This window comes from Pseudarthrobacter phenanthrenivorans (assembly GCF_036455295.1).
Lineage (GTDB): Bacteria > Actinomycetota > Actinomycetes > Actinomycetales > Micrococcaceae > Arthrobacter > Arthrobacter phenanthrenivorans_C.
Genome location: NZ_JAYXNX010000006.1, coordinates 173,063 through 187,945, shown reverse-complemented (window position 1 = coordinate 187,945; position 14,883 = coordinate 173,063). Strand labels below are relative to the sequence as shown.

The 14,883-nt window shown below is 66.1% G+C and carries 10 protein-coding genes; 6 read left to right on the top strand and 4 right to left on the bottom strand.

The features are described 5' to 3' along the window. Window positions 1–18 precede the first annotated feature (18 nt). The 3 genes from purM to VXJ37_RS10260 all read right to left on the bottom strand — a co-directional run bounded on the left by purM (window position 19) and on the right by VXJ37_RS10260 (window position 3,216). Window positions 19–1,164 carry a phosphoribosylformylglycinamidine cyclo-ligase gene (purM, locus tag VXJ37_RS10270; protein ID WP_331322936.1) on the bottom strand — a complete coding sequence of 382 codons (1,146 nt, stop codon included), beginning with the start codon at window positions 1,162–1,164 and terminating at the stop codon, window positions 19–21. After that, window positions 1,161–2,831 carry an amidophosphoribosyltransferase gene (purF, locus tag VXJ37_RS10265; RefSeq protein WP_331322935.1) on the bottom strand — a complete coding sequence of 557 codons (1,671 nt, stop codon included), beginning with the start codon at window positions 2,829–2,831 and terminating at the stop codon, window positions 1,161–1,163. The genes purM and purF overlap by 4 nt, the downstream gene beginning before the upstream one ends. A 70-nt stretch (window positions 2,832–2,901) precedes the next feature. Beyond that, complete coding sequence (locus VXJ37_RS10260) at window positions 2,902–3,216, bottom strand: hypothetical protein (RefSeq protein WP_331322934.1); 315 nt, start codon at window positions 3,214–3,216, stop codon at window positions 2,902–2,904. Between the two features lie 296 nt (window positions 3,217–3,512). On the opposite strand from VXJ37_RS10260, the gene VXJ37_RS10255 reads away from it, so the two are divergent. The 6 genes from VXJ37_RS10255 to fdhA all read left to right on the top strand — a co-directional run bounded on the left by VXJ37_RS10255 (window position 3,513) and on the right by fdhA (window position 12,119). Further along, on the top strand, window positions 3,513–4,598 hold the full coding sequence (locus tag VXJ37_RS10255; RefSeq protein WP_331322933.1) for an S-(hydroxymethyl)mycothiol dehydrogenase: 1,086 nt from the start codon (window positions 3,513–3,515) through the stop codon (window positions 4,596–4,598). Continuing rightward, entirely contained in the window at window positions 4,598–5,218 is a 621-nt protein-coding gene (locus VXJ37_RS10250; protein WP_331322932.1) for an MBL fold metallo-hydrolase, read from the top strand. The genes VXJ37_RS10255 and VXJ37_RS10250 overlap by 1 nt, the downstream gene beginning before the upstream one ends. A gap of 100 nt (window positions 5,219–5,318) precedes the next feature. After that, entirely contained in the window at window positions 5,319–7,673 is a 2,355-nt protein-coding gene (locus tag VXJ37_RS10245) for an FdhF/YdeP family oxidoreductase (protein ID WP_331322931.1), read from the top strand. A 375-nt stretch (window positions 7,674–8,048) separates the two neighbouring features. Then, window positions 8,049–9,353: an aromatic ring-hydroxylating oxygenase subunit alpha gene (locus VXJ37_RS10240; protein ID WP_331322930.1), complete on the top strand. Its 1,305-nt coding sequence runs from the start codon at window positions 8,049–8,051 to the stop codon at window positions 9,351–9,353. Further along, window positions 9,350–10,768: a ferredoxin reductase gene (locus VXJ37_RS10235; protein ID WP_331322929.1), complete on the top strand. Its 1,419-nt coding sequence runs from the start codon at window positions 9,350–9,352 to the stop codon at window positions 10,766–10,768. Before VXJ37_RS10240 ends, VXJ37_RS10235 begins: the two co-directional genes overlap by 4 nt. Window positions 10,769–10,904: 136 nt before the next feature. Continuing rightward, on the top strand, window positions 10,905–12,119 hold the full coding sequence (gene fdhA / locus VXJ37_RS10230; RefSeq protein WP_331322928.1) for a formaldehyde dehydrogenase, glutathione-independent: 1,215 nt from the start codon (window positions 10,905–10,907) through the stop codon (window positions 12,117–12,119). A 163-nt stretch (window positions 12,120–12,282) separates the two neighbouring features. Here the strand turns inward: fdhA and VXJ37_RS10225 are convergent, their stop codons facing one another. Then, a complete protein-coding gene (locus VXJ37_RS10225; RefSeq protein ID WP_331322927.1) occupies window positions 12,283–14,790 on the bottom strand; it encodes a GcvT family protein in 2,508 nt (835 codons plus the stop codon). Window positions 14,791–14,883 lie beyond the last annotated feature (93 nt).

The window sequence follows — 14,883 nt, the reverse complement described above, 5'->3', positions numbered from 1 at the left end:
GAGCCTCCAGTTGGCTGACTAGGCGTAGGCGTTGACCAGGCGGACGGCGCCGCCGTCCACACCCTTGGCGCCCTGCACGTAGTCGGGGCCGGACTTCACGATGGAGTCGGAATCTTCGGCAACCGTACCCATGATCCAGGAGGGCAGGCCGCGGTCATTCAGACGTGCCACGGCGGCATCGGCGGCTTCTGGGGACACGATGGCCACCATTCCGACGCCCAGGTTCAGCGTGCGCTCGAGGTCCGCCAGGGGAACGTTGCCCAGTTCGGATACGAGCTTGAAGATGGCGGGCAGTTCCCAGGTGGCGCGGTCAACCGTGGCCACCAGGCCCTGCGGCAGGACGCGGGCAAGGTTCGCGGCCAGGCCGCCGCCGGTGACGTGGCTGAAGCCGTGGACGGCGGCGCCGGCGCTGACCGGGAAGGTCCGGGCCAGGTCCAGGCAGTCGGCGGCGTAGACGCGGGTCGGTTCCAGGAGTTCCTCGCCCAGGGTGCGGCCGAGCTCGGAGACCTGCCGGTCCAGGGCCCAGCCGGCGTGGTTGATGACGCGGCGGACCAGCGAGTAACCGTTGGAGTGCAGACCGGACGACGCCATGCCGATCACGACGTCGCCGGCGCGGACGCGGTCCGGGCCGAGCAGGGCGTCCGCTTCCACCACGCCGGTGGCTGCGCCCGCAACGTCGTATTCGTGCTCGCCCAGCAGGCCGGGGTGCTCAGCGGTTTCGCCGCCCACCAGGGCGGTGCCCGCCACGGAGCAGGCGGAGGCGATGCCGCGGACGATTCCCGCGATGCGCTCCGGAACCACCTTGCCGCAGGCAATGTAGTCAGTCATGTAGAGCGGTTCGGCGCCAACTACCACGATGTCGTCGACAACCATGCCCACAAGGTCGAACCCGATGGTGTCGTGGATGTCCATGGCCTGTGCGATGGCAACCTTGGTGCCCACACCGTCGGTGGAAGTTGCCAGCAGGGGCTTCTTGTAGGTCAGCAGCTTTGAAACGTCGTAAAGGCCGGCGAAGCCGCCCACCCCGCCGATCACCGAGGAGTTGTGGGTTGCCTTGACGGCATCCTTCATGAGCTCGACGGCGCGGTCCCCGGCTTCAACGTCCACGCCTGCGGAGGCGTAGGTGATGCCGGAGTTCTCTGCGGCGGGGCTAGCGGAAGTCATACGGAGTCCTTCTTGTCGGCGCTGGTGGCGGCGTGTACGTCGGGCACGAGGTCGTCTTCGGTCAGCAGGTTCTCGAATTCCGAGTCCGGGCCGGGATCGCAGCCCGTGGCGCCGGCCTTCTCCGCCGGATCCACGGTGGCGTCAACGGCCAGGGCGGCCGTTTCGCCGGGAAGCGCGGACGGCGAAGGCTTCAGGCCACCAAGGTCGGTGCGCTCCAGCAGGTTCTTGCCCAGCTTGTCGGCGTCCGGAAGCTTGATGGGGTACTTGCCGGTGAAGCAGGCAGTGCAGAGGCGCTCGCGCGGCTGCCGGGTTGCCCCGATCATGCCGTCCTCGGAGATGTACGCCAGCGAGTCGGCGCCGATGGCCTGGGAGATCTCCTCGATGGTGGCGCCGTTGGCGATCAGTTCGGCGCGGGAGGCGAAGTCGATGCCGTAGAAGCACGGCCACTGGACCGGCGGGGAGGAAATCTTGACGTGGACGGCGGCGGCGCCGGCTTCCCGAAGCATGCGGACAATCGCACGCTGGGTGTTGCCGCGGACGATCGAGTCATCCACTACCACAACGCGCTTGCCGCGAATCACGGACTCAAGGGCATTCAGCTTGAGTCTGATCCCCAGCTGGCGAAGGGTCTGGGAGGGCTGGATGAAGGTGCGGCCCACATAGGAGTTCTTGACGAAGCCGTGGGCGAAGGGGATGCCGGATTCCTCGGCGTAGCCCACCGCTGCGGGGGTTCCTGATTCCGGAACCGGAATGACGATGTCTGCGGCCTGCGTGTTTTCCCGGGCCAGCTGGCGGCCCATCTCCACGCGGGACTCGTACACGGAACGGCCGGCGATGGCGGCATCAGGGCGGGCAAGGTACACGTACTCGAAGACGCAGCCGGCCGGCGTCGGCTCCGCGAACTTCTTGGACCGCACGCCTTCCTCGTCGATGGCGATGAACTCGCCGGGCTCGATCTCGCGGATGAAGCTGGCGCCCACGGTGGCCAGGGCCGATTGCTCGGAAGCAACTACCCAGCCCCGCTCCAGCCGGCCCAGGACCAACGGCCGGATTCCGAAAGTGTCACGCGCTGCGTAGAGGGTGCCTTCGTCCATGAAGACGAAGCAGAACCCGCCCTTGATCTTGGGCAACAGTTCGGTGGCGGTCTCTTCCAGGGTCTTGCCCGGCTCGCCCTCAAGCAGTGCCGTCACCAGGGCAGTGTCGGAGGTGTTGCCCTGCTTCATCTCGCCGGTCAGGTTGCCGCCGTTGCGCTCAGTGATCATGGCGTTGAGCTCGACCGTATTGGTCAGGTTGCCGTTGTGGGCCAGGGCCACGGTGCCCGTGGCGGTGGCGCCCAGGGTGGGCTGGGCATTCGCCCAGTGGCTTGCCCCCGTGGTGGAGTAGCGGCAGTGGCCAACTGCCAGGTGCCCCGTGAGGGTGTTCAGGGTGGTCTCGTCGAAGACCTGGGACACGAGCCCCATGTCTTTGTAGACGTTGATCCGTTTGCCGTCGCTGGTGGCTATGCCAGCCGACTCCTGACCACGGTGCTGCAGTGCATACAGCCCGTAATAAGTTAGTTTTGCTACTTCTTCGCCTGGGGCCCAGACGCCGAAGACGCCGCAAGCGTCCTGCGGGCCTTTTTCGCCGGGGAGAAGATCATGGGAAAGTTTTCCATCGCCGCGTGCCACTGGTTGATTATCTCACGACATGGGGTATGACTTTTGCGCCGCCCGTTTGTGACCTCCGGCCGGCAGGCCGCTAGGCCTGGGGATCAGTGTCCTGCCCGGAATCGGAAACGGCCTCCACTACGGCCCGTTCCTGCCGTTTGACGCTGCGGCGGTCCAGGACCAGCGCAAGTGCGGCACCCAAAAGGGCGCCGCCGGCGGCAAACATCACCATGAAGAAACCGAAGACTGAACCCGGGTCGAAGGTGGCGTCCCCCGGCAACGCATAGGCCACTATTGCAGCGGCCACCACACCCACCAGCGCGCCCACTATGAGGAACGGAACGTACTTGGGCGCGCGGCGGACGGTCACTTCGCGCCGCTCGGCAGGGTGTTCTTGAAAAGACATGCCATCCAGCCTACTGCCCCTGCCTGGGTGGACCCAGCGCCCCTGGCCGCCCGGTCTACCCCTTTGTCTTTCCCTGCCCGGCAACTGATATATCTATTGACACTCGGTATGCTCCCTGCCATATTCGTGGGGAAGCCTCATGTGCATCCTGTTGCGCGATACGCAATCCACTCGATGGTGCTCCGTTGGTGTGCCGACCCGGGGAGGTGGTTCCCGGGGAGGGCAGGTCAGCTAGATTGGCACTTGGTGCCGACTCCCGCGGGATCCGGCCGGATCCCGGAAAGGAACACAGACTCATGGTTCATAAAGTTCAAGCAGTAGTGGTCAAGGAGAAGAACGCTCCGGTGTCGCTGGAGACTATCCTGGTGCCGGATCCGGGCCCTGGTGAGGCGCTGGTGGACATCCTGACCTGCGGTGTCTGCCACACGGACCTGCACTATAAGCAGGGCGGCATCGGCGAGGATTTCCCGTACCTGCTGGGCCACGAGGCCACCGGGGTGGTCTCCGCTGTGGGCCCGGACGTGACCTCGGTTGCCCCTGGTGACCGGGTGATCCTGAACTGGCGCGCGGTGTGTGGCGAGTGCCGGGCCTGCGCCAAGGGCCAGCCGCAGTACTGCTTCAACACCCACAACGCCACCCAGAAGATGACCCTTGAGGACGGCACGGTCCTCTCCCCGGCTTTGGGTATCGGCGCTTTTGCGGAGAAGACGCTCGTCGCCGCCGGGCAGTGCACCAAGGTGGACCCCGAGGCTGACGCCGCCGCGGTGGGCCTGTTGGGCTGCGGCATCATGGCCGGCATCGGTGCCGCGATCAACACCGGCGAGGTCAAGCGCGGCGAGTCCGTGGCAGTGATCGGCTGCGGCGGCGTGGGCATCGCCGCGATCGCCGGTGCGAAGCTGGCGGGTGCGACGACGATCATCGCCGTGGACATCGATGACAACAAGATCGGGATGGCCACATCCCTCGGCGCCACCCACGGCGTGAACTCCCGGCAGGAGGACGCCGTCGAGGCCATCCGTGCCCTCACCGGAGGCCACGGCGCTGATGTGGTGATTGACGCCGTCGGCCGTCCTGAAACCTATAAGCAGGCGTTCTATGCCAGGGACCTTGCCGGCCGCGTGGTCCTGGTGGGTGTGCCGACGCCGGAAATGACGCTGGAGCTGCCGCTGCTGGATGTCTTTGGACGCGGCGGGTCGCTGAAGTCCTCCTGGTACGGCGACTGCCTGCCTTCCCGGGACTTCCCCATGCTCGTCTCGCACTACCAGCAGGGCAACCTGGACCTGGACGCCTTCGTCTCCGAACGCATCAGCATCGACCAGGTGGAGGAAGCCTTCGAGAGGATGCACGAGGGCAAGGTCCTGCGTTCCGTGGTGGAGATCTGATGGCGGTCAGCATCGAGAACCTGGTTACCTCGGGCACGTTCTCGCTCGACGGCGGCACCTGGGACGTGGACAACAACGTCTGGATCGTGGGCAACGACGAGGAATGCGTCATCATCGACGCGCCCCACGACGCCGCCGCGATCATCAACCAGGTCCGCAGCCGCAAGGTCAAGGCCATCCTGCTCACCCACGCACACAACGACCACATCGGCGCCGCACGCGACGTCGCCGGCGCTCTCGGCGCCCCCGTCCTCCTGAACCAGGAGGACCTGGTGTTGTGGGAGCAGGTCTACCCGGACGCCACACCCGACGGGTACCACTCCGACGGGGACGCCTTCGAGGTGGGCGGGGCAACCCTGCGGGCGATCCACACCCCGGGCCACTCGCCGGGATCCACCTGCTTCTACCTCGACAGCGAAGGAACGGTCTTCACCGGGGACACGCTGTTCAACGGCGGCCCGGGAGCGACGGGGCGGTCCTACAGCGACTACCCCACCATCCTGGCCTCCATCCGCGAACGGCTGCTGACCCTGCCGGCCGACACCGTGGTCCGTACCGGCCACGGCGATAACACCACCATCGCGGCCGAACAGGAAACCCTGGCAAAGGTCCCGCAGTAACCTGCAGCAATCATTGATGCGCCAGTGAAAAGCGCGCCGGGAAACCCGGCGCGCTTTTCACTGACCATCAAACAGCAGAGCCGTAAAGGAAGTTGGAACAATGAAGTTCGGTAAGCAGCCCGCCCCCGTCGCGGACATCAACGAGGACAACCTCGAAGTCCATAAGCCAAAGACCGAGGCCGCCGGGGTCAAAGCCGTGATGGTGGCCCTGGAGCGCGCCCTGGCGCAGGCAGGCGTGACGCGTACGGCCCAGTCCCTGCTGCGGTTGAACCAGCGCGGCGGGTTCGACTGCCCGGGCTGCGCCTGGCCCGAATCGGACAAGAAGCGCAAAGCGGCCGAGTTCTGCGAGAACGGCGCCAAAGCAGTGGCCGAAGAGAACACCCTGCGCACCGTGGGGGCCGACTTCTGGGCCGCACACTCGATTGCTGAACTTTCCACGAAGACCGAGTACTGGCTGGGCAACCAGGGGCGCCTCGCCGAACCGGTGGTCATCCGGGAAGGGGAGACGCACTATTCGCCGATCTCCTGGGCAGATGCGTTCGAGTTGATCGGGGAGCGCATCCGCGCTTCCACCCCGGACCGCTGCGTGTTCTACACCTCCGGACGCACCGCGAACGAGACCGCGTTCCTTTATCAATTGTTCGCACGGTCCATCGGGACGAACAACCTGCCGGACTGCTCCAACATGTGCCACGAATCCTCGGGGTCCGCGCTGAACCCGACCATCGGCATCGGCAAGGGCACCGTGTCGCTGGATGACATTCACGACGCCGAGCTGATCTTCGTCGTCGGGCAGAACCCCGGCACCAACCACCCGCGCATGCTCTCGGCGCTGAAGGAGTGCAAGGACAAGGGCGGCAAAGTAGTGGCCGTGAACCCGCTGCCCGAGGCCGGCCTGTTCAACTTCCGCGACCCCCAGACGCTGTCCGGTGTGGTGGGTGGGGGCACCCCGCTGGCGGACGAATACCTGCAGATCAAGGTGGGCGGCGACCTGGCATTGTTCCAGGCCCTTGGCCACCTGCTGCTGGAGGCCGAGGAGAAAAACCCGGGGACCGTCGTCGACCATTCCTTCATTGCCGCCCAGACGGACGGGTTCAACGCCTACCGTGACGCCCGCGCCACCCTGGATTGGGATGAGACGGAGCGCGCCACGGGCCTGGCCCGCGAGCAGATCGAAAAGGTTGCCGGCATGCTCATCACATCCAAGGCCTCCATCTTCTGCTGGGCGCTGGGCGTGACCCAGCAACCGCACTCGGTGGACACCATCAAGGAGATGGTCAACGTCCTGCTGCTGCAGGGCAACTTCGGCAAGCCGGGCGCGGGCGCCTGCCCTGTCCGCGGCCACTCCAACGTCCAGGGCGACCGGACCATGGGCATCTGGGAGAAACCCAGCGAAAAGCTCCTCTCCGCTATCGACGCCGAATTTGGCATCACGTCCCCGCGGCACCACGGCTATGACGCAGTCGAATCCATGGAGGCCTTCGAACGTGACGAGGTGGACGTGTTCGTGTCGATGGGCGGCAACTTCTCGCTCGCCTGCTCGGACACCGAAACCCTCGAAGCGGGCATGCAGCGGATCGGACTCACCGTGCACATTTCCACCAAGCCCAACCGCTCCCACATTGTGCACGGACGCACGTCCTTGATCCTGCCCACGCTGGGCCGCACGGACAAAGATGACAAGCACCCCAAAGGCGCCCAGTTCCTCTCCGTGGAGGACTCCATGTCCGTGGTCCACTCCACGCAGGGCCGCCTGGCCCCGGTCTCGGAGCATCTGCTGGCCGAGCCTGTGATCGTGGCCCGGATGGCGGAGGCCACGTTCGGCCCGAAGCACCCGGTGGACTGGCGGGGCATGGCGGAGGACTACGACGTGATCCGCGACCACATCGCCCGCGTCCTGCCCGGGTTTGAGGACTTCAATGCCAGGGTGCGGACCAGGAACGGCTTCGTGCTGCCCAATCCGCCGCGCGACACCCGGTCCTTCGCCACGGACATCGGAAGGGGCCGGTTCACCGTCAGCCCGCTGGAGTACCTGACACCGCCGCCGGGGCACCTGGTGCTGCAGACCATCCGCAGCCACGATCAGTACAACACCACCTTCTACGGCCTGGACGACCGCTACCGGGGGATCTCCGACGGCCGCCGCGTGATCCTGATCCATCCCGAAGACCTGGCCGAGTCCGGCTTCCAGGACCGGGAGCTGGTGGACGTGGTCAGCACCTTCCAGGGCGTGGACCGCAGGGCCGACAAGTTCCGCCTTGTGGCCTACCCCACGGCCAAGGGCTGCGCGGCCGCCTACTTCCCCGAGGCCAACGCCCTGGTCCACAAGGAGAACGTTGCGAGGGTGTCCAACACCCCCGGGTTCAAGGCCATGTTCGTCCGCTTCGAACCGCACCAGGGACAAGTGGCAGCGGCCCAGGAGTCTGCGGGGGAGCTGGCAGGTTCGCCCGCTTAGCCTGGCGACCACTTCCGCAACCTAGCCCGCGACGGCGGCACACCGGCAGCCCGGTGTGCCGCCGTTTTTGCGCTGCCTTTTCCAGACCGGAGCCCGCGTGCGAGGGCTATAACGCACGCTGTCGCGGCACCCCACGTAATGCTTTTTCGTCATATCTGAAATTGATTGACAGCGGGCGTGGCAGGAGTCACACTGTTGCATATGGTGATCGCTGTTGCGTTAGGTGCTTCCAGAATTTCGCTGGAGTCATCGCTTCTGTTCCCGATGGACCTCCCCACGTTCGGGACCCGGATGTTGTGGACATCCCCTGTTGCCCCGCCTGCTCCGTAATCACCCCAATTCGCTCACTACCCAGCCCTATTCGGGAGGAAACACATGACTACCTCAGTGAACGCGCCCCTCAGCGCACGCGGAAAACTCGCGTCAACAATGCCTGCCGACCAGCTGGCTGAGATCACCGAGCTGTTCGCCCTGCGGCGCACGGGCTACTCGCTGGACGCCCCCTTCTACACGGACCCCACGATCTTCAAGCTCGACATGGAGGCCATCTTCGGCCAGCACTGGATCTTTGCCGGCAGCGTTGCCGAGCTGCCGGAGCCGGGCGACTACATCACGGTGGACTACGGCCCCTATTCCCTGATTGTGCTGCGCACCGACGAGGGCGACGTCAACGTCCTGCACAACGTCTGCCGCCACCGTGGTGCACGCGTCCTGACCGAAGCTGCCGGCTCCACCGGAAACCTGGTCTGCGGCTACCACTCCTGGACCTACTCTCCCGAGGGCAACCTGATCCACGCCTCGGCCCCCGGCGAGGCGAAGTTCGACAAGAACTGCTTTGCCCTCAAGCGCGCCCACAGCCGCGAGGTTGCCGGGCTCATCTTTGTCTGCATCGCAGACGTTCCGCCCGCAGACTTCGACGAGACCGCCAAGATCTTCGAGCCCTACCTGGCACCCCACGACCTGTCCAAGACGAAGATTGCCTACCAGCAGAACATCATCGAAGAAGGCAACTGGAAGCTCGTCATGGAAAACAACCGTGAGTGCTACCACTGCGACGGACACCCGGAGCTGGCCTGCTCGCTCTTCCCCACGTGGGGCCTGACCGAGGGGCTGATCCCGACCCACCTCGAAGAGGTCTGGGACCGCAACAAGCAAGCACAGTCCTCCCTTGAGGAGCGCTGCCGCCGCTACGGCCTGCCCTACGAGGTGGTTGAGGAACTCGATACCCGCATTGCCGGTATCCGTATCTCCCGCGAATCCCTGGACGGCGAAGGCGAATCGTTCTCGGCCGACGGCCGCCGGCTCTCCAAGAAGCTGCTCGGCGACCTGCCAGACTTCCGCCTGGGCCGTTGCTCGATGCACCTGCAGCCCAACAGCTGGTTCCACTTCCTGGGCGACCACGTCATCACGTTCGGCGTCTTCCCCATCAACGAGCACCAGTCCCTGGTCCGCACAACCTGGCTGGTGGCTGACGACGCCGAGGAAGGCGTTGACTACGACCTCGACAAGCTCACCTACACCTGGAAGCAGACCAACCTGCAGGACAAGGCGTTCGTGGAGCTGTGCCAGCAGGGCGCCGCCAGCCCCGCCTACGAGCCCGGCCCCTACATGAAGAGCGAATACCAGGTGGAGGCCTTTATCAACTGGTACGTCCAGCGTGTGCAGGAGCACTTGGCATGATTGAGGTCCTCTCTGAGACGGCCGTCCAGGAACCACAGCGCATCCGCGGCCTTGAAATGCCGTGGAACCGGGTGATGGGCAGCCACGAAGGACCGGCCAGTGCAGCCAAGGCCCTGGGCCCGTGGCATCCGCAGGAGTTCATGGCCGAATGCGTCGAGACGGTTCCCGAAGCGGGCGGCATGATGACGTTCGTGTTCCGCCGCTGCGACGGCGCGCCCCTGGCGTTCCGCGCGGGCCAATACGTGAACATCGCCTTCCCGGTGAACGGGGACGACCAGGAGCCGGTGGACCGCAGCTACTCGCTGTCCAGTTCGCCCACGGAACCGTGGACCTTCAGCGTCACCGTCAAGCGCGACGCCGGCGGACTGGTTTCCCCCTGGGTGCACCAGAACGTCAGGCCCGGCACCGTCCTGGACATGCTGGGACCCGTGGGGGCCTTCCACCTGCCCGACGCCGACCGGCGCGCCCGGTACCTGTTCCTGGCCGCCGGCGCCGGCATCACCCCCATCATGTCGATGCTGCGGACCATCCACTCCCTGCCGGGGACCGCCGACGTCGTGGTGCTCTACCACGGCGCGGAAGCCGGCGGCTTTGCCTTCCACCGGGAGCTGGCCTACATCGCCTCCGTGGACACGCGGGTCAAGGTCTTCTACGCACTGGGCGACCGCGGCAGGCCCGAGGACTGGGAAGGCTTCAGCGGACGGCTGACCTCAGCCATGATCGATGAGGTGGCGCCCGACGCCAATGGCCGGCAGGTGTACGCCTGCGGACCCGAGGGTTACCTGAACACCGCCACTGAACTGCTCAGGAACGTGGGCGTCGACGATACGTCCATTTACATGGAGTTCTTCTCCGGCGACCGGCAGACCCTCCTTGAATACCAGGCCGAGCTCGCCCTGGCCGCGGATATCGCCGAGGAGATCGCCGAGGAAATCGCGGAGTCCGCAGAGGACTACTTCGAAGGCCAGCCGGCAGCGTTCGGGATCTACGAGCCCGGCTATGACGACGATGGGACCCTTCAGGCCAACGGACTGGCTCTGGAAGCCGCCATCCCGGAAGCCCCCGCCACCGGCACTCCGGCTGCGGGGACGGAGGCTGCGGCCCCGGAGGCGCAGGCCCCCGACGCCTCAAGCTTCAACACCGTGGGTACCGGCAGCCTCACGCTGTCCTTCATGCGCACCGGGATCAATGTTCGGATCGACCCGGAGGAGCACATCCTCGGGGTGGCGCAGCGTGCGGGTGTCCGGATCGGTGCCAACTGCAAGGAGGGCATGTGCGGCTCCTGCAAGGTGGTGAAGCTGTCCGGGGAGATCGACATGAACCACCAGGGCGGAATCCGCAAACGGGAAATTGATGCCGGCAAGTTCCTTCCCTGCTGTTCCACGGCGCGCACCGACATGGTGATCGACGCCTAGCCGTTCCCCGAAGCGGCGGCCGCCCCGCGCAGCCCCAAGATTCACGCAAGTGAAAAGTAAGAACCCACGGAAGGCCTGAGGCACCCAGCGTCAGGCCTTCCGTGGCAACCGAACGCCAACCATAGGAGCCATGCCCATGTCAGGTAACAAAGCCGTTGCGTACAAGGAGCCCGGAGTCGTCGAGGTCATCGACACCCCCTATCCCTCGTTTGAACTGAAAGCCGGCCCCGGCGTCAATCCCGCTAATGTCGGCCGGAAGGTCCCGCACGGCGTCATCCTGCGCACCGTGAGCACCAACATCTGCGGGTCCGACCAGCACATGGTCCGCGGCCGGACCACCGCCCCGGCCGGCCTCGTCCTGGGGCACGAGATCACCGGTGAAGTCATTGAGACCGGTCCCGACGTCGAGTTCATCAAGGTGGGGGACATCGTCTCGGTCCCCTTCAACATCTCCTGCGGGCGCTGCCGGAACTGCAAAGAGCGCAAGACCGGCATCTGCCTGAACGTGAACCCGGACCGTCCCGGCTCTGCCTACGGCTACGTGGACATGGGCGGCTGGGTCGGTGGGCAGGCGGAGTACGTCCTGGTTCCGTACGCCGACTGGAACCTGTTGCGGTTCCCGGACCGGGACCAGGCGCTGGAGAAGATCATGGACCTGACCATGCTGTCGGACATCCTGCCCACCGGCTTCCACGGCGCCGTGACGGCCGGCGTCGGCGTCGGGTCCACCGTGTACGTTGCCGGAGCCGGCCCCGTAGGCCTTGCCGCGGCGGCCAGCGCCCAGCTGCTGGGAGCCGCGGTGGTCATCGTGGGCGACCTCAACGAGGACCGCCTGGCCCGTGCCCGGTCCTTTGGCTGCGAAACCGTCAATGTGGCCAATGGCGACCCCGCAGACCAGATCGAGCAGATCCTCGGCGTCCGGGAGGTCGACTCCGGCATCGACGCTGTCGGCTTTGAGGCCCGCGGACACGGCCACGGCGCCCAGGAAGCGCCGGCCACGGTGCTTAACTCGCTGATGGACCTCACCACCGCCGGCGGGTCCGTCGGCATTCCCGGCCTCTACGTCACCGGCGATCCGGGGGCCGCGGACGAGGCCGCCCGGAAGGGAAGCCTGTCCCTGTCATTGGGCACCGGCTGGGCCAAGTCCCTGTCCTTCACCACGGGCCAGTGCCCGGTGATGAAGTACAACCGGCAGCTGATGATGGCGATCCTGCATGACAGGATCCAGATCGCCAAAGCGGTCAACGCTACGGCCATTTCGCTCGACGATGCCCCGCGCGGGTACGCGGAGTTCGACGCCGGAGCTGCCACGAAGTACGTCCTGGACCCGAACGGTTACCTCAGCAACTGATATCCGGAGTCCGGTTTCTGAAGAGCATGGGAGCCAGTCCCAAGGATCTACCTTGGGACTGGCTCCTTTTCCGTTGCCGCAGTGCGCGCTCCGCGGGCAACAAAAAGGTGGTTGGGCCTGCCGGTCTCGAGCAGGCCCAACCACCTGGTCTTGGTGGGGCAGATCAGCCGCGCAGGCGCTCCATCCCCGGGTCCACCAGCGGCTCGGCGGAAACCGTGGCCGCCACACGCCGCCCGAAGTACTCGATCTCCACAGAGTCACCGACCCCAACGGCGGACGGCAGCCAGGCGTAGGCGATGGGCTTGCGGACGGTGTAGCCGTAGGCCGCACTGGTGACGTACCCAACGGCTTCCCCGGCCACGAACACCGGTTCCTTGCCAAGCACCACTGACCTGCCGTCGTCGACCGTCAGGCAGCGCAGCGTCTTGGCAGCCGGCTGATCCTTGAGTCCGGCGAGTGCCTCGGCGCCTACGAACCCGGTCTTGTCCTTGGCCACGGAGAAACCCAGGCCTGCCTGGTACGGGTGGTGCTCGGACGTCATGTCCGTGCCCCACAGCCGGTAGCCCTTCTCCAGGCGCATGCTGTTGAAGGCGCCGCGGCCGGCAGCGATGATGCCGTGCTCCTGGCCGGCCTCGAACAGGAGGTCCCAAAGCTTCAGCCCGTACTCGGCGGTGGTGTAAAGTTCCCAGCCGAGTTCGCCAACGTAGGAGAGCCGCATCGCCGTGACAGGGATGCCGCCCACCGAGATCTCCTTGGTCCGGAAGTACTTCAGGCCCTCGTTGGTCAGGTCATCCGTGCAGACCTTGCCGATGACCTCGCGGGCCAGCGGGCCCCACAGGCCGATGCAGCAGGTGCTGCCGGTGATGTCGGTGACGTGCGCCCACTGGGTGGGATCGGCCGCTGACTGCCGGCGGGCCTCCACCCGGAGGTAGTCGAAGTCCACGTTGCTGTTCACGCCCAGCTGGAACTCTTCCTCCGCGAGCCTGGCCACGGTCACGTCGCTGCGGATGCCGCCGTCGTCCGCCAGCAGGAGGCAGTACGTCACGGCACCCGGCTTCCTGGCGATGTTGCCCGTGCTGAGGCGGTGCAGCAGTGCCTGGGCACCGGGCCCCGTGACGGCGAGCCGCTTCAGCGGCGTCATGTCGAAAAGTCCGACGGCGGTGCGCGTCTTCCACGCTTCGGCGGCGGAAATGGGGGAGTGGAACATGCCGGACCACCCGTCGCGCTCCGGGGCCTGCCATTCTTCCGGCAGTTCGGCAAGGAGTCCGCGGTTGGCTTCGAACCAGTGCGGGCGTTCCCAGGCGGCGGACTCCAGGAAGAAGGCGCCGAGCTCCTTCTGCCGGACGTTAAAGGGGCTGACACGCAGGTCCCGCGGGGACTCCCGGGGCTGGAGCGGGTGCATGACATCGTAGATCTCCACGAAGTTCTGCTGCGAGGTCTCGCTGACATACGCGTCGGAGGTCTGCACCTTCTCGAAGCGGGTCAGCTCGCAGCCGTGCAGGTCGGTCTGCGGCTGGCCGTCGATGATCAGCTCTGCCATGGCCTTGGCAACGCCGGCCGAGTGCGTGACCCAGACGGCCTCGGCCACGAAGAAGCCCTCGAGGTCCGGTGCCTCGCCCATGAGCGGGCCGCCGTCCGGGGTGAAGGAGAAGATGCCGTTGAAACCGTCCTGGATCTCGGTGCTGCGCAGTGCGGGCAGCAGTTCCTGGCTGTCCTCCCAGGCGGGAAGGAAGTCTTCCAGGGTGAAGTCCAGGCGGGAGGGCATGCGGTGGTCCGACATGTCCTCGGCAGGGACCTTCGGCAGTGCGGACATGTCCACGGGCATGGGACGGTGGGCGTAGCTGCCGATGCCGATCCGGTCGCCCCATTCGCGGTAGTACAAGTCCTTGTCCTGGTAGCGCAGAATGGGCTTGCCGGCGCCGTTGGGAAGCTCGTTGACGTTCTCGAGTTCGGCAAGGGGTGTGGTGACGGCGTACTGGTGGGCCAGCGGCAGCAGAGGCACCTCCAGGCCCACCATCCGGCCGAGTTCACGGCCCCAGAACCCGGCGCAGGACACCACGATGTCCGCCGGGATCACACCGGAGGAGGTCTCGACACCGGTGACCTTGCCGCCCTCCTGGGCGATGCCGGTGACGGTGGTCGAGCCGCGGTAGGTGACGCCGCGTTCGCGCGTACGCCCGATCAGCAGCTGCACGGCCCGGGCCGCCAGGGCGAGCCCGTCCGTGGGGATGAGCAGGCCGCCCAGGACCTGGCGGCCGCCGGAAAGCTTGCCGGTGTTCAACAGCGGGTAGATCTTTTCGCATTCGTCGGCATCGATGATGCGGCTTTCGACACCCCAGGAGGTCATCACGCCCATCTTGCGCTTGAGGTCGGCCAGCCGCTCCGGCGTCGTGGCCAGCTCCAGGCCGCCCACCTGGTTGAAGCAGGACTGGCCGTCCTTGCTCAGGGCGAGGAGCTTGTTCACGGTGTAGGTGGCGAACTCCGTCATGGTCCTTGACGGATTGTTCTGGAACACCAGGCCCGGGGCGTGCGACGTGGAGCCGCCTGCCAGCTCCAGCGGGCCTTGCTCGACGACGGTGATGTTGTTCCAGCCGCGGCTTGCCAGCTCGTCGGCGAGGTTGGTTCCGACAATGCCGGCTCCGATGATGACGACGCGGGGTGATGCGCTCATGATTTTGGGTTCTCCTGGTTGCTGCTGGAATCCGCCTGACCGGGTGATGGGACTTGCTTCGCTATGAGCAACGCGCATCACTATATGCAACAG